Origin of the sequence: Stenotrophomonas terrae (assembly GCF_039674165.1) — a bacterium.
Taxonomy (GTDB): Bacteria; Pseudomonadota; Gammaproteobacteria; order Xanthomonadales; family Xanthomonadaceae; genus Stenotrophomonas; species Stenotrophomonas terrae_A.
The window spans coordinates 33,942-55,416 of sequence record NZ_JBDJMY010000024.1 but is presented as its reverse complement, the minus strand read 5'-3'; the positions used below and the strand labels follow the sequence as shown (position 1 = coordinate 55,416).

Below are 21,475 nucleotides of genomic sequence, written 5' to 3'. Positions count from 1 at the left end.
ATACCGATGAGTGACATCAAACGCTACGGCGCCGAAGGTGGCGTTGGCCAGGGCAAGCAACACATGCCGTTCTCGCGCGCGGTCGAAGCCGATGGCTGGCTGTTCGTGTCCGGGCAGGTACCGATGCGCAACGGCGAACTGGTCGCCGGCACGGTCACCGAACAATCGCATGTGGTGATCGGCAATGTGCTGGAGATCCTGGCCGAAGCCGGTTACGGCCCGGAGCACGTCGTGCGCTGCGGCGTCTGGCTGGACGACGCCCGCGACTTCTATGCCTTCAACGGCGTGTTCAAACACTACTTTGGCGAGAACCCACCCGCCCGCGCCTGCGTCGAAAGCCGCATGGTGGTGGACTGCAAGGTGGAAGTGGACTGCGTGGCCTACAAGCGCCCGCAACGCTGAGCCTGCCGCATCACCGTAGTGCCGAGCCATGCTCGGCAGAGGCTTTACCGCAAGACCCAAACTGTAGTGCCGAGCCATGCTCGGCAGGGGCTTTACCGCAAGACCCAAACTGTAGTGCCGAGCCATGCTCGGCAGAGGCTTTACCGGGAAGGCCCCTTGCCGAGCATGGCTCGGCACTACCGCCCGCTTGGAAAGCCCTTGCCGAGCATGGCTCGGCACTACAGGTAATGCGACAGCCGAGCATGGCTCGGCACCACATTGGGGCGGGCGAGCGCACCCTGACAGCCCGGCCAGTGCCAATAGGCCCGGTTGCTATTGTGCCGGGGGAACGACAAAGTTCGCCTTTCGCTGGTGCAAGGTCCCCGCCCTGATGATCCAACTTGACGCAGTACAGACAGTCGCCTTTGCCGGCCTGACCCTGTTTGCCGGCTACGCATTGTGCCGCGCCATTCCGTTCTTCCGCCGCTACAACCTGCCCGAACCGGTGGTTGGCGGCCTGCTGGTGGCCTTGGCGGTGTGGTGGGCGCATGGCCAGCAGACCACCCTGTTCACACTGGATACCACCCTCAAGACACCGCTGATGGTGGCCTTCTTCACCACCCTGGGCATCAATGCCAGCGTGCGGCTGCTGCGGGTCAGCGGCAAGCAGGTGATGTTGTTCCTGCTGATCGGCAGCCTCTTCGCGGTGCTGCAGAACCTGATCGGCATCAGCGTGGCCAAGATGTTCGGCCTGAACCCGATGTTCGGTGTGCTGGCCGGCTCGGCCACGCTCACCGGTGGCCCGGCCACCGGCCTGGCCTTTGCCGGGCATTTTGAACAGGCCGGTCTGGTCGGCGCGGAAAGCCTGGCGGTGACTGCGGCCATGGCCGGCATCATCTGTGGCGGCCTGGTCGGCGGCCCGGTGATCACCGTGCTGATGCAGCGCTTCAAGGTGCAGCACCCCAGCCAGAAGGCCACCGGCGCGCAGCTCGGCGAAGACGAAGCCGTCACCGTGCGTTACCCCAGCGAATCGGCACGCGAGTTCGATGCGCTCAAGAGCATCGTCGTGCTGCTGATGGCGATGTGGCTCGGCGTCTGGGTAGGCAAGGGCTTTGAAGGCCTGGGCCTGACCTTGCCGACGTATATCGGCGCGATGCTGGTGGGCGCGGTGATCCGCAACATCGATGACTACACCGGCTGGATCAAACTGTCAGTGCCCACCACCGACCTGATCGGCAATATCTGCCTGGCGCTGTTCCTGGCCATCGCGCTGATGGATCTCAAACTCTGGGAATTGGCTGGAATGGGCTTCCCGCTGCTGGTCAACCTAATCATCCAGGTGGCGGTGGTCGCGCTGTTCGCGGTGCCGATCTATTGGCTGATGGGCCGCGACTACGACGCGGCAGTGATGGGTGGCGGCTTCATCGGCTTCATGCTGGGCACCACCGCCAATGCGATGGCGGTGATGCGGCGGCTGGCGCAGCGCTATGGGCCGGCGCCGCGCGCCTTCCTGGTGGCACCACTGGTCGGCGCGTTCTTCATCGACTTCATCAACGCCTTGATCATTACCGGCTTCCTCAACTTCTGGCCGCACTGATCGGGCTGTTCCGTGCGCCACACCCGTGCCTTGCGCGCGGGTTGGCGCGACAATGGGCACTCACCTGTCCCGTGTTGCTCCGCTGATGACCCCCAATGCTGCGCCCCCGGTTTCTTCTGGCCATGACCTCATCGTCATCGGCGCTGGCGTGGTGGGCCTGGCCACGGCGTATGCCGCCGCAAAGCGGGGGTGCTCGGTGCTGCTGCTGGACCGCAATGCCGGCCCGGCGCTGGGCACCTCGTTCGCCAATGGCGCACAGCTCAGCTACGCCTATACCGACGCGATGGCCGGCCCCGCCACCTGGGCGCAACTGCCGGAAATGGCCTTCGGCCGCAACGGGCCGTTCCGCACGCGCTGGTCGGCGGACCCGGGTTTCCTGCGCTGGGGGCTGGCCTTCCTGCGCCAGGCCAGCAGCGGCGGCCTGCATCGCAATACCCTGGCCACGCTGGAACTTGCGCTTCAATCGCGCACCGCCATGCAGGCCTTGCTGCAGCAGCACCCCATCGATTTCGATCATCAGGTCTCCGGCAAACTGCACCTGTACCCCTCGGCCGAGGCGATGCACGGTGCCGCCGCGATGATCGCGCTCAAGCGCACAAGTGGCGTGCAGCAACGGTTGGTGGATGCCGCCGAAGCCCGTGCCATCGAACCTGCGCTCGCTGGCGCGCCATGGCTGGGCGGCGCGGTCTACTCGCCCGAGGAAGAAGCCGGCGACCCCTACCGTTTCAGCCAGGGCCTGCTGCAGGTATTGCAGCAGCACTACGGCATGCAGGCGTGCTTCGGCTTCGACACCCGGTCATTGCGCCATGCCGATGGCCGCTGGCAGCTGCAGGCCGGCGATGGCCGCAGCGTTGAGGCCGCGCGCGTGGTGGTCTGTGCCGGCATCGACAGCGCCGCGCTGCTCAAACCGCTGCGCCTGCGCACGCCGCTGATGGCGATCAAGGGCTATTCGTTCACCGCACCGCTGGGCGCCAACGCGCCACGGGTCAGCCTCACCGATACCAAGCGCAAGCTGGTGTTCTGCCGCCTGGGCGATCGCATCCGCGTTGCAGGGCTGGCTGATCTCAACGACTGGAATCCCACCCCCGAGCCGGCGCGGCTTGCCACCCTGATCGCACAGGCACGCGCCTCGCTGCCCGAGGCGGCCGACTACGATCACATCGAAAGCAGCTGGGCCGGGCTGCGACCGGTCACGCCGTGGTCGTCGCCTATCATCCGCAATCTTGGCGATGGCCTGGCCTGCAACATCGGCCACGGCATGCTCGGCTGGACGCTGGCAATGGGCAGTGGCGAACGCGCGGTGCAGCAGCTGCTCGACACGCCCTGAGCCCGCTCAGGTTTCGCTGATCTGGTCCATGCGGATGCGGTTGGCGAACAGCGAGAACGCCAAGGCGCCGGCCAGGCCGTTGGCGCGGTTGATCCACTGCGGCAACCAGCGTGGCGGCGCCAATACGCCGGCTTCGAACAAGGGCGTCAGCGCCACTGCATCGCCCAGGGTCATCTTGCCGGCAAACAGCCAGCGGCAGGTCTGCAGTTTTTCATCGCGCAGCATCTGCCGGAAAAAGGTGTGCACCGAGACCAGCCCGCGCAGGTAGACGGTGTCCTTGGTGAAGGCGGCACCGCCGCTGGTGGGCACGCCACGGAACACGCGCTGGGCCGAGGAGAAACTTTCCTCGGCGGTCTGCCCGGCAGCACGGAAGAAATTGAAGATCTCGATGAAATCGGCACCGTCGCGCGCCATCGCGATCGCCTCGATGCGCAGGCTGATGCGCTTCAGGCGCTGGATGTCGATGCTGCCGGTGATCTGTTCGGCAAAGGTGGCCAGGCCTTCCTGGGTGGCAGTGATACGCGGAGAGGCCAACGCGAGGCTGGGCAGCAAGGTCTGCTCACGGCCATTGAGGGCAGTCAACGAATGCACCAGCGCCTCGTGGTGGTACAGCTGGGCGCGGTCGTAGGCACTGAATGTGGCGCTGGTGCGCAGGCGGATGCGGGTGGCACCAGCGGCGGCCTTGGCGATCAGTTCGCGGTCCAGTTCCACCGTGATCAGGCGCCCATCGAAGAAATCATCCAGGTCACTCTGCAGCATCAGCTGCAGCGCGGTGGCCGACACCGGCACCTGCTCTTCCGGTGCCAACAGTTCGTGATCGAGTTCTTCGGCGATCTGGATGAAATGCCGCGCGGCATCGCGGGTGGTCGGGCCATTGCCCGGCATGGGCTGCTCCGGCACGCCGAACAACTGCGCGGAATAATCATTCACCGCGCGCGTGCCCAGTGCTTCCAGCAGACCGGCGGCAAGGTCCCAGCTGTGGGCCGAATCGTGTACGTAAACGCCGAGCGGATGCGAGGTATCGGCGGCGGCCATGATCGCGGCCAGTTCGCGCCGCGTATCGCTGAAATCCTGCTTCGGGTATTCCACCTGCGGCAGCAGCGGCTTGCCACGTGCGACGCTGTCGAGGAACGGCGCCTGGGTGGTGGCCGGCCAGCTGGTCAGACCCAGCAAACGGACACCACGTACCGCCGCCACCATGCGCGCATCGAGCGCGGCGTGATGGCTGATGGCTGGATCGTTGTGGGTATCAACCGTGTCCATGCCCGCCTCGTTCAAATCGATATAACGCGCAGCCTCTGCACGCTTTATGTAGGAGCGGCATAAGCCGCGAAGCCACAAACCCATCAGCGCTGCGAAAGCCTACCCCTCCCCAACCCTCCCCTTTGCCACGCAAAAGGGAGGGAGTTGAAGCAGCAGCGTAAGCCGCGAAGCCAAACCCGCATCAATGCTGCGAACAGCCTACCCCTCCCCAACCCGCCCGGCCCGAAGGCATAGCCTTCGGTCGTTCATCAGGCCGCGCGCCAGTGGCGCGCAAGCAGCCTTCTTCACCCCCTTTGCTACGCAAAAGGGAGGGAGTCGAAGCAAAAGCGGCCCCACGCTCAGCGCCGCTTGCCCTTGTTGATTGGCCGCCACTGCGCACCGCGCCCCGTGTGCTTGCGTTCGGTCGCCTGCTCGGCCTGACGCTGCGCCAATTTGGCCGCCGCCAGCGCAACTTCTTCGCGCAGCTTGAGGTAACTCTCCAGCCGGGTTTCATCGATGTCGCCGCGCTCGATCGCTTCCTGCACCGCGCATCCCGGCTCGCTGTTATGCGAGCAGTTGCGGAACTTGCACTGCGTGGTCAGTTCTTCGATATCGGCAAAGCCGCCCTCGGACAGGGTTTCCTCGCCGGTGGGCTTGAGCTCACGCATGCCCGGGGTATCGATCAGGCAGGCACCGTAGGGCAACGGCATCAGCGCGCGATGGGTGGTGGTATGGCGGCCGCGCGAATCATTGCCGCGCACTTCATTGGTCTTCATCCGGTCCTCGCCCAACAACGTGTTGGTCAAGGTGGATTTGCCGGCACCGGAGGAACCCACCAGCACCACCGTATTGCCTGGACCCAGCCACGGTAGCAAGGCGGAAACACTTTCAGGGTCCTTGCCGTTGATCGCCAGCAGTGGAATCTGCTGCGCGGCCAGGTCTTCCAGCACCGCCAGTGCATCTTCGCTGTAGTCGGTCTGGTCGGCCTTGGTCAGCACCACCACCGGCGACGCGCCACCACCGCCTACCAGCAGCAGATAGCGCTCGATACGACGCGGATTGAAGTCCGCATCCAGCCCGCAGACGATGAACACCGTATCGATATTGGCCGCGATCACCTGCTGGTGATAATGCTCACCGGCGGCGCCGCGCTTGATCGAGGTATGCCGTGGCAGCAGCGCGACGATGCGCTTGCCTTCCAGCAGCACCCAGTCACCCACCGCCGCCCGCTCATGGCTGGGGAAGCGCGGACGCTGCCACTCCGGCGGCGACTCGGTCTTGAGGCTGTTATCGGGCGCATCGGCAACCACGTAGCCGGAACGGTGCTGCTCGATCACCCGCCCCGGGCGCGCCTGCGGATGCTCGGCAAAGGCCGCCTGCCAGGCCGGATCCTCAGGAGCACCGGGCCAGGGCCAGCCGATATGGCGCAGCGAATCGAAATCGATGGAATCTGTCATTGGCCGATTCTACCGGGGTAGCGCTTGCCGCCGGGAATGTGGGTTTGTCGGGGCCGGAATCAAAGCAGAACAGGAGCACCCCTCCCCGACCCTCCCCTTGCCTGCGGCAAAGGGAGGGAGCCAAGCGCCCCCTCCCTTGCGCGCAGCGCAGGGGAGGGTTGGGGAGGGGTGCCGTTGCCCTCGCTTGAACGCTTGCTTTTACCTGCAACCAATCCCCAATCCCGATTCCTCTCATCCGCCCCCAAGCCCCGCCCCGCAGCGCAACAATTCGGCTACCATGCCAAATCCATGCCCTTGATGGCCCTGAGAAAATGTCAAGCCCTGTCAAACCGCTAGCCACCCGTGAACGCCTGTCTGAAGTCCGCTACGAGATCCGTGGTGAACTGGCCCGACGAGCGCGGGAGCTGGAGGCCCAGGGCCACAAGCTGATCAAGCTCAATATCGGCAATCCGGGCAATTTCGGCTTCCGTGCGCCGGCTCATCTGCAGCACGCCATCGCCGATGACATGGGCCGCACCGATCCCTACACCCACCAGCAAGGCCTGCCGGTCGCGCGTGAAGCCATCGCAGCCGCCTACGCACGCCGTGGCGCACCCGATGCCGTGGCTGACCGGGTATTCCTGGGCAACGGCGTGTCCGAGCTGATCGATCTGTCGCTGCGTGCCCTGCTCAACCCGGGCGACGAAGTACTGATCCCCTCGCCGGACTATCCGCTGTGGTCGGCCGCCACCATCCTCAATGACGGCCGCCCGGTGTATTACCGCTGCCGCCCGGAAAACGGCTTCCTGCCCGACCCGGTGGAGATGGAAGCGCTGGTGTCCTCGCGCACCCGCGCCATCGTGCTGATCAACCCGAACAATCCGGCCGGCGCCAGCTACCCGCGCGAACTGCTGGAAAAAATCGTCGCCATCGCCCGCAAGCACAACCTGTTGCTGCTGGTGGACGAAATCTACGACCAGATCCTCTACGACGGTGCGCAGTTCCAGCCGGTAGCTCCGCTGGCCGGCGACCATCCCTGCCTGACCTTCAGCGGCCTGAGCAAGGTGCACCGCGCCTGCGGCTGGCGCGTGGGCTGGATGCTGCTGTCCGGCGCTGGCGAACAGCTGGGCGAGTTCCGCGCCGCACTGGATCTGCTCAGCGCGCTGCGCCTGTGCGCCAACGTGCCCGGCCAGTACGCGATCGAAGCCGCGGTGAACGGCCCGGACACCATCACCGAGCTGTGCAGCCCCGGTGGTCGCCTGTACGAAACCCGCCGCGCGGTGATCGAGGCCTGCGCGGCCAGCGAACACCTGTCATTGGTCGCTCCGGCGGGGGCGCTGTACGCCTTCCCGGCAGTGATCGGGCCGGCCGCACAGGGCTTTGATGACCACGACTTCGCCCTGCAGCTGATGGAAGAAGAAGGCGTGCTGGTGGTGCCGGGTTCGAGCTTCAACGTGCCCTACCGCAACCACTTCCGCGTCACCTTGTTGCCCGAGGCCAGCGTGATGCGCGAGGTGTTCGGCCGCATCGACAAGCTGCTCAGCCGCCGCGCCGAAGCCGTCACCAAAGTCGTGCAGCTCAAGCCGCGCAGCGCGGTGGGCTGACCGGCCTTGATGAGCGAAACCGCAGCCACCACCACGTCCTACCTGGCACTGGGCGACTCCTACACCATCGGTGAAGGCGTTCCACAAGCCGGCAGCTGGCCGTTCCAGTTGGCTTCGGCACTGCGTGCGCAGAGGATCCAACTTGCCGACCCGCAGGTCATCGCCACCACCGGCTGGACCACCGACGAACTGGCGGCAGCCATCGACGCCGAAGCCCCGCAGGGGCCGTATGCGCTGGTGAGCCTGCTGATCGGCGTGAACAACCAGTACCGCGGGCGCCCGCTGGCCGAATACCGCCAGCAGTTCGAACAGCTGCTGCAGCGCGCGATTGCGCTGGCCGGCGAGGACCCGCGGCGGGTGCTGGTACTGTCCACGCCGGACTGGGGCTTCACCCCGTACGCGCAGCAGCACGGCCGCGATGCGGCCCAGGTGGCGCGTGAAATCGACGATTTCAACGCCGCCGCCCAGGCCTGCTGCGGCGACTATGGCGTGGCCTTCGTCGACATCACCCCGATCAGCCGCGACAACGGCCAGGACGCACAGATGCTGGCTGAAGACGGCCTGCATCCTTCCGCCCTGATGTACCAGCGCTGGATGCAGGCAGCACTGCCGACCGCAGCCGAACTGCTGCTGGCAGCCCCGGCCGCGTGACGGCGGGCGCCGACAACCAGGCCCTTCCCAGGGATGCCGCACGTGCCATCGCCGGCGCGTTCGCCCCGGCACAGCCTTGGGGCAACCGCTGGGACTACTGCTACACGCTTGCCAAACTGCGCAGCGACCCGCTCTACCCCGGCGTGCTGGACGCCCTGCGTGGCAGCAGCGCCCCCGTGCTGGATATGGGCTGCGGACTGGGTCTGCTGGCGCACGCCTTGCGCCACGACGGCCAGTCCATGCCCTACCGAGGGGTCGACAACGACGCGGCCAAGATTGCCCGCGCCGGCAAGGTCGCGGCGCGCGCCGGGCTGGCCGCCAGCAGTTTCGAGGTCATGGACCTGGGCACCCAGCTGCCCGTCCACCGTGGCAGTGTCGCCATTCTGGATGTATTGCAGTATCTGAACGCCGAAGCCCAGCAGGCACTGCTGCGCAACGCAGCGGCGATGCTGGAGGGCGATGGCCGTCTGGTGATGCGCATGGCCTTGGCCGATAGCAGCCGCCGCGGGCGCATTTCGCGCATCGGCGACCGCGCAGCCAACCTGATCGGCTGGATGCAGTTCCGGCCCCGCCACTACCCGGATGCCGAGTCATTGCGCGCCCTGCTGCAGCAATGCGGCCTGCAGGTCAGCCTGCGCCCGCTGTACGGCAACACCCCGTTCAACAACTGGCTGCTGGTCGCACACCGCGGTTGAAGCACGGTCCAGCCTTTTGCGCCGATAATGGCGCCATTCCCTGCCGGCCCAACCGGGCTGGCGCAGCAACGAGATTCCCGTGAAGAAGACCTACAGCCTCGCCATCGAAGGCAAGCACCCCGACCGTCTGCTGGAAGCCAGCAAGCACGACATCCGCAAGTACACCAAGCGTGAGCGCGGCAAGGCCCTGCCGGCCGGCGCCGACACCTGGGGTTTCGACAGCAAGCTGGGTGTGGACGAAGCCTCCGCCAAGCCGGTGGCCTATGACGAGCTGTTCCGCGCCATTGACGCGCTGGTAGCGGCTGGCAACACCCAGTTCTACGTCGAAGTGACGAGCAAGTCGGCCAAGCGCACCCCGCGCCCGGCAGCCGAGCCGGCCCCGGCAGCGGAAACCGATTTCGAAGATTGATCACCGAAGCACCGTAGTGCCGAGCCATGCTCGGCAGCGACCTGCCGTTGTAGTGCCGAGCCCAGCTCGGCAGTAGCTTTACTGGTAAAGCCCCAGCCGCGCAAGGGTAGGCGCTCCAGGTGGGGCGGGGGCGGGCACGGCTCGGCTTTTTCCGCCGCCGCAGCCCGCGCCCGGTCCTTCTTGCTGGGCCGGCGGCCCTTGATACCGCCCTTGTCGTCAGCCACCACCGTGGCTGCCGGTGCTGCCTGCGTCGGCTCAAAGCCCTCGAGCACTTGCGTGGCGCTGTCCAGCCCATGGCGTTTGCAGATCAGACGCCAATGCGGCATGGCCGCCGAATCGACAAAACTCACCGCCAAGCCCTTTTCCCCTGCCCGGCCGGTACGGCCAATACGGTGCAGGTAATCGGCCGGCGCGCGCGGCAGGTCGTAATTCACCACCACCGGCAGACGCGTGATGTCGATGCCGCGCGCCGCCAGGTCGGTCGCGACTAGCACCCGTACTTCGCCGTCCTTGAAATCCTGCAGCATGCGGAAACGGCGGCCTTGCGACAGTTCGCCATGCAGGGCCTGCGCGTTGATATCGGCCTTGCGCAGCAGCCTGGCCAGACGGTCACCGTCACGGATGCTGCCGACAAACACCAGCACCTGTTGCCACTGCGGGTCTTCCAGCAAGGACAGCAGCAACTCGGCACGGCGAGCGCTATCCACATGGATGGTGCGCTGTTCGATGGCCGGCGCGGACTGTTCGCCGATTTCCAGGCGCTGCGGCTCACGCAGGCCGGCTGCTGCCAAGGCTTCGATATCCGCAGCAAACGTGGCCGAGAACAAGGCCGTCTGCCGCTGTGCCGGCAGCTGCGCCAATATCTGCCGCAACTCATCGCCGAAACCCAGTTCCAGCAGGCGGTCGGCTTCATCCAGTACCAGCAGCTGCACCTGCTTCAATGACAGGGCGTTGTGTGCCATCAGATCCAACAAGCGCCCCGGGGTGGCCACGACGATGTCGGCACCGCCCCGCAGCGACATCATCTGCGGGTTGATCGACACCCCGCCCACCGCACAGACCAGATGCGGCCGGCGCGGCAACTCCCGCCCCAAGGTGGTGAATACATCGCTCACCTGCTGGGCAAGCTCGCGGGTCGGCACCAGGATCAGCTGCGCCAGCACGCGTGGTTTGCGCGGCGTTGCCATGAAGAAGCGTTGCAGCGCTGGCAGCACATAGGCAGCAGTTTTGCCTGAACCCGTAGGCGCCAGCGCCACCACATCACGCCCTTTCAGCAACAACGGCACGGCCTGCTGCTGGATCGGTGTCGGCGCCAGATAGCCGGCCTGCTGCAGGGCTTGCTGCAGCGCAGGCAGCACGTAGGGAGACAGGCCGAGTTGGGAGAAGGGCATGGTGCGGGTCCAGAAACCGCCAAAACGGCGGGGAGGCGAGTCTACGCTGTTGGCTGCGGCAGGCGGGCGCGCAGGCCACGGGCCTGCAGCTGCTGCAACACGGCTTCGATGATGGCCAGGTTATGGCCGTGGGCGGCACCTTCGTGCAGCAGGACGATGGCACCTGGCCCCAGATCCGGTGCAATCCGTGCCACCACGCCCTCCGGCGTGCAGTCCACACCGTCATAGCCACGGGCGCTCCAGCCGATCCGCGCCAGCGCATGTCGCTTGAGTGCCGCCGCTACAAAGGGATTGGTCATGCCCACCACCGAGCGGTACCAGCGCGGCGGCGCGCCGGCAATCGCCGCCAGCGCCTGCTGGCATTGGCCGATTTCCTTTGCCATCTGCGCCGGGCCCAGCGCCCAGAAGCGCGCCTGCGGGTGTGAATGGCTGTGATTGCCCAGGTCGTGGCCGCGCCGCAACACCTCGTGTACCAGCTCCGGGCGGGCCTGCGCCCGCTCGCCCACCATGAAAAAGGTGGCCTTGGCGTCGTGCTGATCGAGCAGGTCCAGCACCGCCAGGGTCTCCGCGGACGGGCCATCGTCGATGGTCAGCCACACGTCCTGCCCGGGCGCGCGGCTCACCACCGGCGCATAGAAGCGGCTGTTGGGCAGGAAGACCGGCACGATGAACAGCGCGTGGCTGAGCAGCAGCGCCGGCAGGCCCCACATCCAGCCCAGCCGCCACCACAACAAGGCCACCAGCAATTGTGAGATCAGCAGCCAGGGCAGCCAGCGCCAGGGGCGTACGGGAATGCGATGCAGGGTTTCCGGGGCAGTCATTCCCCATGATGCCATGCAGCGTAGAATCAGCTGGTCTACGACCACTTATACGAGTTCACGATGTCCCTGGACCCCGCCCTGCGTTCGCGCATTGAATCCATCCTCGGCGCCGATCGCGTCGTTCTGTTCATGAAGGGCCAGCCGGCCATGCCGCAGTGCGGCTTCTCGGCCAAGGCCGTTGGCGCGCTGCAGGACCTGGGCGTGCAGTTCGGCCACGTCAACGTGCTGGCCGACCAGGAAATCCGTGAAGGCATCAAGGCCTACGGCGACTGGCCGACCATTCCGCAGCTGTACGTGGACGGCGAGCTGATCGGCGGCAGCGACATCATCCTGCAGATGGCCAGCAGCGGCGAACTGAGCAGCCTGCTCGGCCTGGCCGCACCCGACCGCACCCCGCCGTCGATCACCGTCACCCCGGCGGCGGTTGAAATGCTCAAAGGCGCACTGGCTGACGCCCCCGGCGCGGCCCTGCAGCTGAGCATCGACGCCAGCTTCCAGCCGAACTTCCAGCTGGCCCCGCGCGACGACAACGCCATCGCTGCCGAGTCCAACGGCCTGCGCGTGCAGTTCGACAGCGCCAGCGCACGTCGCGCCGATGGCATCACCATCGATTGGGTCGACGACATCCGCGGCCAGGGCCTGGCGATCAACAACCCGAACGCGCCCAAGCCGGTGCAGGAACTGGACGTGCGCGCCGCCGACGACCAGCTGCGTGCCGGTGCCATCACCCTGGTGGACGTGCGTCCGGCTGACGAACGCGCCATCGCCGCCATCAACGGCAAGTTCGAAACCTTCGACGGTGACAACCGCGCCAAGCTCGAAGCCCTGCCCAAGGACACCCCGCTGGCCTTCCTGTGCCACCGTGGCGGCCGCAGCGCACAGGCTGCCGCGCAGTTCCTGGCGCTGGGCTTCACCAATGTGTTCAACGTCACCGGCGGCATTGATGCCTGGTCGGAGAACGTGGACAACAGCGTTCCCAAGTACTGATCGGGCTACGTTGCAGCAGTAAATAAAAACGCCGGCATCGCCGGCGTTTTTCATTTCAGGCATTTGAGTCACACGAACGCGATGCCAGAGCTCTTGCTTCGGATTCTTGTGGGAGCGGCGTCAGCCGCGAAGCACGCTGATCATCAGATATCAGCGTTGCCCTGGCTTCAAGCACCACCAGCTTCGCGGCTCACGCCGCTCCCACAGACAAACACCAGGCCCGCGCTTCAGCGGTATTTTTCTTGTCCGTGATTAGGTGCTGGATCGGGGGAGCGTTTCAACCAGATCCGGCAGCAAGCGCACCACAGCCCTCAGCCAGCAAAGCCGCCTTCAGCAAGAAAATGCAGCTCTTCGGCCGTGGGAATGCGGCCAAGCACGGCGTTGCGGTGCGGGAAGCGGCCGAAGCGGCGGATGATATCGCGGTGCAGCTCGGCGTACTTCAGGTACTCCAGGTCACCCAATACCTCGAACATCGCCACCGCGCGTTCCTGGTCGTGCGGATCTTCGGAGTGCTCGAACGGCAGGTAGATGAAAGCCCGCAGCTTGAGCGGCAACTCCCGGTCCCAACCTTCCTCGATGGTGCGGATGGCGTAATGCCGCGCGAGCCCGTCGGTAGCGTAAGAGTGTGCGGTGCCACGGAAGCAGTTGCGCGGGAACTGGTCCAGCAGGATCTGCAGCGCCAGGGCGCCCTCGGCATTTTCCAGCCAACCCTCGCAGGCACGGCTCGCCGCCTGATGGTGCGCCTCCAGGAATCGCTCGCGGAACTGTGCATCAAAGCCCGCATCACGCTCAAACCAACGCTGCGGACCCGCCGCGCGCCAGAACTCAACTACCGAACTTGCCGTTTCCATTACTGATTCCTGGCTCACCACCACCGTCAGGCGGTGAACTCCCACCCATGCCGTCGCACCCGGGGAGCTGGCCGCAGTTGCTTGGCAGTAGCTTAATAGCCAGCCGCGCTGGATGAAATGAGGAAATGGTGAAAAAAGTTGACCTATATTGCGAAGATGGCCGCAGAAACCATCTTTGGGCACCTGAATTTGCGATAGGGTTCTGATCTTTCGACACTGTTACGACCCAGGGGATACAACCGCATGCGTATTGGAATTGTGGTCGACTCAGCCTGTGACCTGCCCGCAGGCTACTTGCAGCAAAACAATGTCGTGCTGCTGCCCATCACCGTACGGATCGGCGAGACCCTGTTGCCGGACCACCGCGACGAGGCCGCCACCCTGGCCTTCCTGCAGGGCCCGCTCAGTGACCAGAGCGCCGAGGCCGAGACCATCCCCTACAGCGCCGAGCAGATCCGCGAACTGTTCCTGAGCCGCCTGGTCACCGATTTCGACCAGGTGTTCTGCCTGACCATCACCCGCACCCGCAGCCCCCTGCACGACAACGCGGTGCAGGCCGGCTACAGCATCCTCAACGAGTACAAGCCGGTCCGCCAGGCCGCCGGCTACAACTCTCCCTTCAGCCTGCGCGTCATCGACACCCAGAACCTGTTCGCCGCGCAGGCAGTAAGCGCGGTGGAGGCGGTGCGGCTGCGCGACAGCGGCGCCACCGTGCCGCAGATGCGCGAGCGCCTGGAGCATGTGGCCAGCAACGTGCACGGCTACATGGTGACCCGTGACCTCTATTACATGCGCGCCCGCGCCCGCCACAAGGGTGACCGCAGCGTCGGCTTGTTCAGTGCCGCACTGGGCAGCGCGCTGGACATCAAGCCGGTGCTGCATGGCTACCGTGGCAATACCGAGCCGGTGGCCAAGATCAAGGGCTTCGACAACGCGGTACAGACCCTGTTCGGCTTCGTCGGCAAGCGCGTTGGCGCCGGCCTGCTGACGCCGGTGGTGTGCGTGAGCTACGGCGGCCCGCTGGACGAGCTGCGCGCATTGCCGGGCTATGCGCAGCTGCGCCAGATCTGCGACAGCCATGGCGTGCAGCTGACCGAAGCGGTGATGAGCCTGACCGGCATGGTCAACGTCGGCAAGGGCGCGGTGACCATTGGCTTTGCCGATGGCCCACATACCTTCGGCAGCTGACAAGCGCACACGACGTGGACAACATGACTACGTTTGAAGCGCTAACCTGACATTCCATCAAGGAGGCCCCCATGACCGTGCACTACTCCATTTCACTGCCTGATCCTGCCAAGGCGCGCGGCAACGACCCCCGCCTGTCGTTTACCGCCAGCGGCGCCGACGCCTTCGCCGAGCAGCTGCAGGCCGCATTGCGCACACCAGAACTGTTCGAGCGCTGGAAAGCCACCCAGGACGAGCCGGAAGATGTGGATCCGGGGCTGGGTGCAACCGATCCGCAGGCCACGGTGACCGGCAAGCAATCCGACCTGCGCATCGACCTGGTTGCCAGCACCAGCTTGCCCGGCGACCTGTTCAAGCAGCGTCTGCGCATGCTCGCCGGCAGCCATTGGGAACTGCGCGATGTGCGCTGAGTCTTGAGCACGGCGGTTCTCCTGTCCTGGAGCGGCGGCAAAGACGCCGCCTGGGCGCTATACGAACTGCAGCAGCGCGATGACATAGAGGTTGTCGCGCTGTTGAGCACACTGACAGAAGGCTATGAACGCTCCTCGATGCAGGGGGTACGCCGCGAAGTGCTGCAGGCGCAGGCCGCCGCTGCCGCGGTGCCATTGCTGGAAGCCTGGATACCGCAGGCCTGCGACAACGCGATATACCTGCAGCGCATGAACGCCGCCCTGGCCGAGGCACAGCGACGCTGGCCCGGCCTGAGCACCATCGCATTCGGTGATCTGCTGCTGCAGGATATCCGCGCCTGGCGCGAACAGCAGTACGCGGCCCAGGGCTGGAGCACGCTGTTTCCGTTGTTCGGCCGTGATACCACGGCGCTGGCCCGGCAGATGATCAGGCAAGGATTGCAGGCCCACCTGTGCTGCGTGGACAGTACGCTGCTGGATGCAGAATTCAGCGGACGCGCCTTCGACAACACGCTGATCGACCAACTCCCCGCCGGCATCGACGCCTGCGGCGAAAACGGCGAGTTCCACACCTGTGTCAGCGCTGGCCCCATGTTCCGCGCGCCGTTGCCGCTTGAACAAGGGGACACCGTGCTGCGCGATTCCCGCTACGCGTATACCGATTTCAGCCTGCGCAGCTAGACTCAACGCACACCGCAGGATTGCCATGACAAGCGCTCCTGCATGCACTCGCGCGCATGGCGGCAGATACATGCCATGGCGCCCCGCAGCCTACAACGCCAGCGCCAGCGCACGGCAGGATCAGGGCACTGCATCGGTATCCAGCTGGGCGGCCTGCGTGGCACGCACGGCTACGCGGTTGCGGCCTGCATGTTTGGCCGCATACAACGCGGCGTCCGCCTCGGCCAGCAAGGTCTCGATATCAACCAGCGCCGAGCTGTGCTGGAAGGAGGCACCAATGCTGATGGTGATCGCGCCCTCCGGCAACACAAGTGTTTCCATCGCGCCCCGCAGGGTTTCGGCGAGAGAGACCGTATCCTCCAGCGTAGCGTCGGCCACAACCACCGCGAACTCCTCGCCGCCATAGCGTGCAAGGCAATCCCCGGCCCTCCTTACATTCGCCTGCAGACCCGCCGCAACCGCCTGCAGGCAGCGATCACCGGCCGGGTGCCCGTGCGCATCGTTGAAGGCCTTGAAGTGATCGATATCCACCAGCAGCAGGCCCAGGCCGGCGCCACTGCGGCGCATGCGGTTCCATTCGGCCTGCAGCACCGTATCGAACTGACGGCGGTTCGCCACGCCCGTCAACGCGTCCTTGCGCGCCAGCTCATCCAATGCCGCCTGCCGCTCCAGCAGACTGATCTGCAGCAGCGTACTGCGCAGGCCAAAGCCCAGCGTGGCGACCACGAAACCGGTCACCGCCAGCGGCCGCGCGTGGTCCACCACCAAGGTGCCGACCACCAGCAACAGCAGCGGCAGGATCATCGGTCCTCCCGCCTGCACCAACCGCGACAGACGCGGACTTGGCACCACCGGGGAAGGTGCTGTCTGCCGCAGCGCCAGCACCGCAAGCAACAGGAACGGCAGGTCAATCAGCAGGTCGCTGTACGTGCCGAAAGCATCCTCCGATGCAAAATGATTGATGTAGCTGGCCACCAGCAGATACGCCGTGGCGTACAGCGCCAGCACGCGGAAAAAACCACGTCGTTGTGCCGTATCCGTGGCCAGCCAACGCACCAGGGCAAAAACGGCAATGCACAGGTTCTGGATGTCGAACATGTAACGCATGCTCGACATCGCCGATGCATCGACATCGATACGGGCGGAGAAATGCAGGGTGTGCGCAAAGAACAACACCCCCAGAAGCGCAGCCATGGCCGCATCGATCAGGCTGATACTGAGGCGCTCATGGCGTGCACGGGCAAGAATGAACACCAGTGGCACGGCGTACAGCACATACAGCAGCAGACTGATGCGTGGCGTCAGGTCGGCCCGACCGGCGCCCAAGGCATCGACCAGGTTGAACGCCATGCCGCCGGCCCATAGCAGCATCGACAGCGCGATCGCATACCAGTCCAACGCCGCGCGGCCACGCCGCGCGCGCCAGAGACAAGCAGCCCCGGCCAACAAAGGCGCAGCCACCAGAAACACAAAGGACCCCACACCGGCCGGGCCAGCCCCCAACGCCAGCACCACCCCATGACAAACCAGAAAAAGCAGGACCAGCAGCAGCGGCATGCATTCCCTTATCGCCAACCCGTATACCGGCAAGATAACGCGGGCGATGCGGCGACAACGTGACCCAGACCCCGCCCTGCATGACCGGGCAGATGTACTTCTGCCGCTTCAGGACAGCACGCGATCAAGAGCATGACCGCGCGGTAGTGCCGAGCCATGCTCGGCAGGGGCCTTACCAGCAATCCCGTAGTGCCGAGCCATGCTCGGCAGAAGCTCTACCAGCAATCCCCTGTAGTGCCGAGCCGTGCTCGGCAGAGGCTCTACCAGCAATCCCCTGTAATGCCGAGCCATGCTCGGCAGAAGCTCTAGCAGCAATTCCCGTAGTGCCGAGCCATGCTCAGCAGAGGCTCTACCCGTAAAGCCCCAGCCGAGCATGGCTCGGCTCTACAAAAATCAGCTCGGCTCAGCGCATCGCCTCGGCATGGTGCGCGATATGCTCACCAATGAAGCTGCTGATGAAGTAATAGCTGTGGTCATACCCCGGCTGCATGCGCAGCTCCAGCGGATGCCCCGCTGCTTCGCACGCGGCCTGCAACAGCTCCGGGCGCAACTGGCTCTGCAGGAACTCATCCGCACCGCCTTGATCGATCAGCAGCGGCAGCTTTTCCTGCGCGTGTGCCACCAGCTCGGTCGCGTCATAGGCCTTCCAGACCTCGCGATCCTCACCCAGATAGGCTGCAAACGCCTTCTGCCCCCAAGCCACCTGCGACGGCGCCACGATCGGCGAGAACGCCGACACGCTGCGATACCGCCCCGGGTTTTTCAAGGCAATCGTCAAGGCACCGTGCCCGCCCATCGAATGTCCGCTGATCGCCCGCACCCCGCTCGCCGGGACATTGGCCTCCACCCATGCCGGCAACTCATCAACGATGTAGTCGTACATGCGGTAATGCCGCGCCCACGGCTCACGTGTGGCATTGAGGTAGAAACCTGCGCCCTTGCCCAGGTCGTAGCCGTCGGCATCGGCAACGGATTCACCGCGCGGGCTGGTATCCGGCGCCACCAGGATGATGCCGTGCTCGGCCGCATGACGCTGTGCACCGGCCTTGGTGATGAAATTCTGCTCAGTGCAGGTGAGGCCACTAAGCCAATACAGCACCGGGCACGGGCCATGCTCGGCCTGCGGCGGCAGGTACACGCCCACCGTCATCTCGCAGCCCAGCACCTTGGAATCGTGCCGGTACACGTCCTGCCAGCCGCCGAAGCAGGCGCGGTGTTCGAGTCGTTGCATGGTTCGGAATCCTTGATGCTGGGTTGCTGGATCTAGTGCAGCTGATGGAGTGTGTGCTTCGCGGCTGACGCCGCTCCTACAAACTGATCTCAGTAATGGATGACCGAGCGGATCGACTTGCCTTCGTGCATCAGCTCGAAGGCTTCGTTGATCTTGTCCAGCTCCATCGTATGGGTCACGAACGGTGCCAGTTCGATATCACCCTTCATCGCATCTTCAACCATGCCCGGCAGCTGGCTGCGGCCCTTCACGCCGCCGAATGCGGTGCCCATCCACTTGCGACCGGTCACCAGCTGGAACGGACGGGTGGAGATTTCCTGGCCGGAACCAGCCACGCCGATGATCACGCTCTGGCCCCAGCCACGGTGCGCACATTCCAGCGCCGCGCGCATCACGTTGGTGTTGCCGATGCATTCAAAGCTGTGGTCCACACCCCAACCGGTCATTTCAACGACCACCTGCTGGATCGGCTTGTCGTGGTCCTTCGGATTGACGCAATCGGTGGCGCCAAACTGCTTGGCCAGCTCGAACTTGGACGGGTTGGTGTCGATGGCGATGATGCGGCCCGCCTTGGCCTGGCGCGCACCCTGGATAACCGCCAGGCCAATACCGCCCAGGCCGAACACCGCAACGCTGTCGCCCTCGGCCACCTTGGCGGTGTTGTGCACGGCGCCAATACCGGTGGTGACGCCGCAGCCCAACAGGCAGACATGCTCCGGGTTGGCCTCCGGGTTGACCTTGGCCAGCGACACCTCGGCCACCACGGTGTACTCGGAGAAGGTCGAGCAGCCCATGTAGTGGTAAATCGGCTCGCCGTTGTACGAGAAGCGGCTGGTGCCATCTGGCATCACGCCCTTGCCCTGGGTAGCGCGCACCGACGTGCACAGATTGGTCTTGCCGCTCTTGCAGAACAGGCACTCCCCGCACTCGGCGGTATACAGCGGAATCACGTGATCACCGGCCTTCACCGAGGTAACGCCCTCGCCCACTTCCACCACGATGCCGGCGCCTTCATGGCCCAGCACGCACGGGAACAGGCCTTCCGGATCATCACCGGACAAGGTGAAGGCATCGGTATGGCAGACACCGGTATGGGTGATCTTGACCAGCACTTCGCCTGCCTTCGGCGGTGCGACATCGATCTCGACGATCTGCAAAGGCTGGCCCGGACCAAAGGCAACGGCGGCACGTGATTTCATGTGGTTTCTCCTGCGGGAATGACGAAGGACGACGCAACGCGCCGACCGGAATTATTTGAGATAGGAACGGATCAGGCTGGACATCTCGGCGACACGCGTGGCGCGCTGCGCGTCGGAGCGCGCGGGCTGGCCAAACTCCTCGCGCAGGTGGGCTTCCATCACTTCGGACATCAGCCCATTGACCGCACCACGGATGGCCGCGATCTGCTGCAGCACCGGGTTGCAATCAGCACCGGCCTCCAACGCCCGCTCCAGCGCATCGCACTGGCCACGGATGCGCTTGACCCGGGCCAGGACCTTCTTTTTCTCTGCGGGGGAGTGCGGCATGGCTGCGCCCACATCCTGTACTGGGGGATAGTATATTTGCGAACTTCGGCATTTGCTATCCGTCGGTGTACTCGTACGGATAACAAGCAAATATGCCCGGAACCGGCGGCAGTTCGAAAGCCTCTGCTGAGCTCAGCCAACGGGACTGCGGATGACAGCTTTCGCTCGAAAGATGCCCTTGGCCAGGTTCAGGAGGTTCCTGGAAGCCATCGCGGAGACTGTTTATGGACGTGACGTCGCGTTGCCGACAAAAAAGTAGTCGTTGGTTGGTCGGGCGCGCGGCGGCTGATGGCCCGGCCTACCGCTCTTGCACGACGACTGGTGCTGTATGGGTAGCGCCCTTGCCGAGCATGGCTCGGCACTACCTTATGCTCTTGCTCGGCGGCTGGTGCTATACGGGTAGTGCCTTTGCCGAGCATGGCTCGGCACTACCGGGCTGGTGCGGCGACGGGGGGAGCCGCGAAGGTGATTTCAGCGCTCCGTGGTGAATTTGACCTCCACCCGACGATTGGGCAGCAGGCATTCGCGCAGCTTCGCCCCGCTCATGCCGTCGCAAGCCTGCACCTGCTCAGTGTCACCGCGCCATTCGTAATTGATGATATCGGCAGCGATGCCCTTACCTATCAGGTACTGGCGCACGGTCTGTGCGCGGCGTTCGGACAGGCCCTGGTTGTATTGATCCGTTGGGCCCTTCAGGCGATCGGCGTGGCCGATCAGCTGCACCCCGGTAATCCTGCGTTTCTCTTCGCTGACGCGGCGCAGTGCATCGTCCACAGCTCGCAGCGACTCCGGACGGATGTGTCGTTGGGTGTCCTTGTCGAAATCGAACACCACGTTTGCGGTGAGAACCGCTTGCTGCGGCGGCACAACAGCCGGCTCCACGGCACATTGACGCGCCAGCGCTTCCGCATCGTTGGTCAGGTCTTCGGCCATCTGGATATATGGCTTGGCATGCCGCCATTGCTGCTGGTTGAATTCGTTGCCGGCATGCACCAGCTCCACTTCGCCGCAGGCTACCGCTTGCTGCGCGCATTCAAACCCGGGGGTTCCATGGATGACGCGTAGACGCTTCCACAAGTCCTCGCGCAGGTAGCGCGCGTCATTCACCAGCGGCGTGTCAGTCGGCATCGGCGACACGTTCCGCTCCATGCCATCGATCAACTTGACCGACTCATCCAATGCCAGCTGCGGGAAATCGCTGCGGTCGTTGCGGCTGTACTCGTGGAAGGATACGTCCAGCCAGCACTGCGCCTTGGACAGGTGATAGTCCCGTACCGGGCGACCGCCGTCGTTGAGTGCCTGGATGCGGTCCTGGGTAGCCTGGTAGCGCGAATGGTCCGCGTACAGGGCCTCGTCGGTGATGCGCGCCTTCTGCGGCAGCAGTTCGGTCCGCTGCCCGGCGCCAGGCTGCTGTGCCCACGAAGGTGCCGAGCATGCCGCGCCCAGCAGCAGTGCAGTGATCAATCGCGTGCGACGAGGTGTCATGTCAG

At 65.0% G+C, this 21,475-nt stretch carries 20 protein-coding genes and 1 pseudogene; 11 read left to right on the top strand and 10 right to left on the bottom strand.

Annotated elements, in window-relative coordinates; translation table 11 throughout:
- The first annotated feature begins 6 nt into the window (after window positions 1-6).
- The 3 genes from ABE493_RS11990 to ABE493_RS11980 all read left to right on the top strand — a co-directional run bounded on the left by ABE493_RS11990 (window position 7) and on the right by ABE493_RS11980 (window position 3,305).
- Window positions 7-402 carry a RidA family protein gene (locus ABE493_RS11990; RefSeq protein WP_346499142.1) on the top strand — a complete coding sequence of 132 codons (396 nt, stop codon included), beginning with the start codon at window positions 7-9 and terminating at the stop codon, window positions 400-402.
- Between the two features lie 370 nt (window positions 403-772).
- The gene (gene gltS / locus ABE493_RS11985) at window positions 773-1,978 is read left to right on the top strand and encodes a sodium/glutamate symporter (protein WP_346499141.1); all 1,206 of its coding nucleotides are present in this window, start codon (window positions 773-775) and stop codon (window positions 1,976-1,978) included.
- 85 nt (window positions 1,979-2,063) lie between these two features.
- Window positions 2,064-3,305, top strand: coding sequence for an FAD-dependent oxidoreductase (locus tag ABE493_RS11980; RefSeq protein ID WP_346499140.1), 1,242 nt, complete (start codon window positions 2,064-2,066; stop codon window positions 3,303-3,305).
- A gap of 6 nt (window positions 3,306-3,311) precedes the next feature.
- Here ABE493_RS11980 and ABE493_RS11975 read toward each other — a convergent pair whose 3' ends face one another.
- Window positions 3,312-4,568, bottom strand: coding sequence for a flavohemoglobin expression-modulating QEGLA motif protein (locus ABE493_RS11975; protein ID WP_346499139.1), 1,257 nt, complete (start codon window positions 4,566-4,568; stop codon window positions 3,312-3,314).
- Between the two features lie 338 nt (window positions 4,569-4,906).
- A complete protein-coding gene (gene rsgA, locus ABE493_RS11970; RefSeq protein ID WP_346499138.1) occupies window positions 4,907-6,004 on the bottom strand; it encodes a ribosome small subunit-dependent GTPase A in 1,098 nt (365 codons plus the stop codon).
- A 311-nt stretch (window positions 6,005-6,315) separates the two neighbouring features.
- Here rsgA and ABE493_RS11965 point away from each other — a divergent pair, with 311 nt between their 5' ends.
- The 4 genes from ABE493_RS11965 (at window position 6,316) to ABE493_RS11950 (ending at window position 9,342) form a co-directional block, all read left to right on the top strand.
- Entirely contained in the window at window positions 6,316-7,587 is a 1,272-nt protein-coding gene (locus ABE493_RS11965) for a pyridoxal phosphate-dependent aminotransferase (protein WP_346499137.1), read from the top strand.
- A 9-nt stretch (window positions 7,588-7,596) separates the two neighbouring features.
- Window positions 7,597-8,238, top strand: coding sequence for an SGNH/GDSL hydrolase family protein (locus ABE493_RS11960; RefSeq protein WP_346499136.1), 642 nt, complete (start codon window positions 7,597-7,599; stop codon window positions 8,236-8,238).
- Window positions 8,235-8,933 (top strand): class I SAM-dependent methyltransferase, encoded by a 699-nt coding sequence (locus ABE493_RS11955; RefSeq protein ID WP_346499135.1) that lies wholly within the window; start codon window positions 8,235-8,237, stop codon window positions 8,931-8,933. The genes ABE493_RS11960 and ABE493_RS11955 overlap by 4 nt, the downstream gene beginning before the upstream one ends.
- Before the next feature lie 79 nt (window positions 8,934-9,012).
- Window positions 9,013-9,342, top strand: a complete 330-nt coding sequence (locus ABE493_RS11950; RefSeq protein ID WP_346499134.1) for a DUF6172 family protein — start codon at window positions 9,013-9,015, stop codon at window positions 9,340-9,342.
- A 140-nt stretch (window positions 9,343-9,482) separates the two neighbouring features.
- On the opposite strand, the pseudogene ABE493_RS11945 reads toward ABE493_RS11950, so the two are convergent.
- Both ABE493_RS11945 and ABE493_RS11940 read right to left on the bottom strand, forming a co-directional pair.
- Window positions 9,483-10,733 (bottom strand): annotated as a pseudogene (locus tag ABE493_RS11945) (DEAD/DEAH box helicase); the annotation flags it as partial.
- Between the two features lie 41 nt (window positions 10,734-10,774).
- Window positions 10,775-11,554 carry a polysaccharide deacetylase family protein gene (locus ABE493_RS11940; protein ID WP_346499133.1) on the bottom strand — a complete coding sequence of 260 codons (780 nt, stop codon included), beginning with the start codon at window positions 11,552-11,554 and terminating at the stop codon, window positions 10,775-10,777.
- Window positions 11,555-11,614: 60 nt separating this feature from the next.
- On the opposite strand from ABE493_RS11940, the gene grxD reads away from it, so the two are divergent.
- Window positions 11,615-12,541 (top strand): Grx4 family monothiol glutaredoxin, encoded by a 927-nt coding sequence (gene grxD / locus ABE493_RS11935; RefSeq protein ID WP_346499132.1) that lies wholly within the window; start codon window positions 11,615-11,617, stop codon window positions 12,539-12,541.
- Window positions 12,542-12,852: 311 nt separating this feature from the next.
- Here grxD and ABE493_RS11930 read toward each other — a convergent pair whose 3' ends face one another.
- Window positions 12,853-13,392: a DUF924 family protein gene (locus ABE493_RS11930; RefSeq protein WP_346499131.1), complete on the bottom strand. Its 540-nt coding sequence runs from the start codon at window positions 13,390-13,392 to the stop codon at window positions 12,853-12,855.
- Window positions 13,393-13,635: 243 nt separating this feature from the next.
- On the opposite strand from ABE493_RS11930, the gene ABE493_RS11925 reads away from it, so the two are divergent.
- From ABE493_RS11925 to ABE493_RS11915, 3 genes are all read left to right on the top strand, one after another.
- A complete protein-coding gene (locus ABE493_RS11925; RefSeq protein WP_346499130.1) occupies window positions 13,636-14,580 on the top strand; it encodes a DegV family protein in 945 nt (314 codons plus the stop codon).
- Between the two features lie 71 nt (window positions 14,581-14,651).
- Complete coding sequence (locus ABE493_RS11920; protein WP_346499129.1) at window positions 14,652-14,990, top strand: hypothetical protein; 339 nt, start codon at window positions 14,652-14,654, stop codon at window positions 14,988-14,990.
- Window positions 14,991-14,993: 3 nt separating this feature from the next.
- Entirely contained in the window at window positions 14,994-15,671 is a 678-nt protein-coding gene (locus ABE493_RS11915) for an ATP-binding protein (RefSeq protein WP_346499128.1), read from the top strand.
- A gap of 120 nt (window positions 15,672-15,791) precedes the next feature.
- Here ABE493_RS11915 and ABE493_RS11910 read toward each other — a convergent pair whose 3' ends face one another.
- The 5 genes from ABE493_RS11910 to ABE493_RS11890 form a co-directional block, all read right to left on the bottom strand.
- The gene (locus ABE493_RS11910) at window positions 15,792-17,228 is read right to left on the bottom strand and encodes a GGDEF domain-containing protein (RefSeq protein WP_346499127.1); all 1,437 of its coding nucleotides are present in this window, start codon (window positions 17,226-17,228) and stop codon (window positions 15,792-15,794) included.
- Window positions 17,229-17,631: 403 nt separating this feature from the next.
- On the bottom strand, window positions 17,632-18,459 hold the full coding sequence (gene fghA / locus ABE493_RS11905; RefSeq protein ID WP_346499126.1) for an S-formylglutathione hydrolase: 828 nt from the start codon (window positions 18,457-18,459) through the stop codon (window positions 17,632-17,634).
- Window positions 18,460-18,548: 89 nt separating this feature from the next.
- On the bottom strand, window positions 18,549-19,658 hold the full coding sequence (locus ABE493_RS11900; RefSeq protein ID WP_346499125.1) for an S-(hydroxymethyl)glutathione dehydrogenase/class III alcohol dehydrogenase: 1,110 nt from the start codon (window positions 19,656-19,658) through the stop codon (window positions 18,549-18,551).
- Window positions 19,659-19,709: 51 nt separating this feature from the next.
- On the bottom strand, window positions 19,710-19,985 hold the full coding sequence (locus ABE493_RS11895; RefSeq protein WP_346499124.1) for a metal/formaldehyde-sensitive transcriptional repressor: 276 nt from the start codon (window positions 19,983-19,985) through the stop codon (window positions 19,710-19,712).
- Window positions 19,986-20,456: 471 nt separating this feature from the next.
- Window positions 20,457-21,470 carry an OmpA family protein gene (locus ABE493_RS11890; protein ID WP_346499123.1) on the bottom strand — a complete coding sequence of 338 codons (1,014 nt, stop codon included), beginning with the start codon at window positions 21,468-21,470 and terminating at the stop codon, window positions 20,457-20,459.
- Window positions 21,471-21,475 lie beyond the last annotated feature (5 nt).

Excerpts from the sequence above, each read along its gene's own strand:
- gltS (WP_346499141.1), top strand. The coding sequence starts at position 773 with ATGATCCAACTTGACGCAGTACAGACAGTCGCCTTTGCCGGCCTGACC.
- ABE493_RS11900 (WP_346499125.1), bottom strand. The coding sequence starts at position 19,658 with ATGAAATCACGTGCCGCCGTTGCCTTTGGTCCGGGCCAGCCTTTGCAG.
- grxD (WP_346499132.1), top strand. The coding sequence starts at position 11,615 with ATGTCCCTGGACCCCGCCCTGCGTTCGCGCATTGAATCCATCCTCGGC.
- ABE493_RS11940 (WP_346499133.1), bottom strand. The coding sequence starts at position 11,554 with ATGACTGCCCCGGAAACCCTGCATCGCATTCCCGTACGCCCCTGGCGC.
- ABE493_RS11990 (WP_346499142.1), top strand. The coding sequence starts at position 7 with ATGAGTGACATCAAACGCTACGGCGCCGAAGGTGGCGTTGGCCAGGGC.
- ABE493_RS11925 (WP_346499130.1), top strand. The coding sequence starts at position 13,636 with ATGCGTATTGGAATTGTGGTCGACTCAGCCTGTGACCTGCCCGCAGGC.
- ABE493_RS11975 (WP_346499139.1), bottom strand. The coding sequence starts at position 4,568 with ATGGACACGGTTGATACCCACAACGATCCAGCCATCAGCCATCACGCC.
- ABE493_RS11980 (WP_346499140.1), top strand. The coding sequence starts at position 2,064 with ATGACCCCCAATGCTGCGCCCCCGGTTTCTTCTGGCCATGACCTCATC.
- rsgA (WP_346499138.1), bottom strand. The coding sequence starts at position 6,004 with ATGACAGATTCCATCGATTTCGATTCGCTGCGCCATATCGGCTGGCCC.
- ABE493_RS11910 (WP_346499127.1), bottom strand. The coding sequence starts at position 17,228 with ATGCCGCTGCTGCTGGTCCTGCTTTTTCTGGTTTGTCATGGGGTGGTG.
- ABE493_RS11920 (WP_346499129.1), top strand. The coding sequence starts at position 14,652 with ATGACCGTGCACTACTCCATTTCACTGCCTGATCCTGCCAAGGCGCGC.
- ABE493_RS11965 (WP_346499137.1), top strand. The coding sequence starts at position 6,316 with ATGTCAAGCCCTGTCAAACCGCTAGCCACCCGTGAACGCCTGTCTGAA.
- fghA (WP_346499126.1), bottom strand. The coding sequence starts at position 18,459 with ATGCAACGACTCGAACACCGCGCCTGCTTCGGCGGCTGGCAGGACGTG.
- ABE493_RS11890 (WP_346499123.1), bottom strand. The coding sequence starts at position 21,470 with ATGACACCTCGTCGCACGCGATTGATCACTGCACTGCTGCTGGGCGCG.
- ABE493_RS11960 (WP_346499136.1), top strand. The coding sequence starts at position 7,597 with ATGAGCGAAACCGCAGCCACCACCACGTCCTACCTGGCACTGGGCGAC.
- ABE493_RS11895 (WP_346499124.1), bottom strand. The coding sequence starts at position 19,985 with ATGCCGCACTCCCCCGCAGAGAAAAAGAAGGTCCTGGCCCGGGTCAAG.
- ABE493_RS11930 (WP_346499131.1), bottom strand. The coding sequence starts at position 13,392 with ATGGAAACGGCAAGTTCGGTAGTTGAGTTCTGGCGCGCGGCGGGTCCG.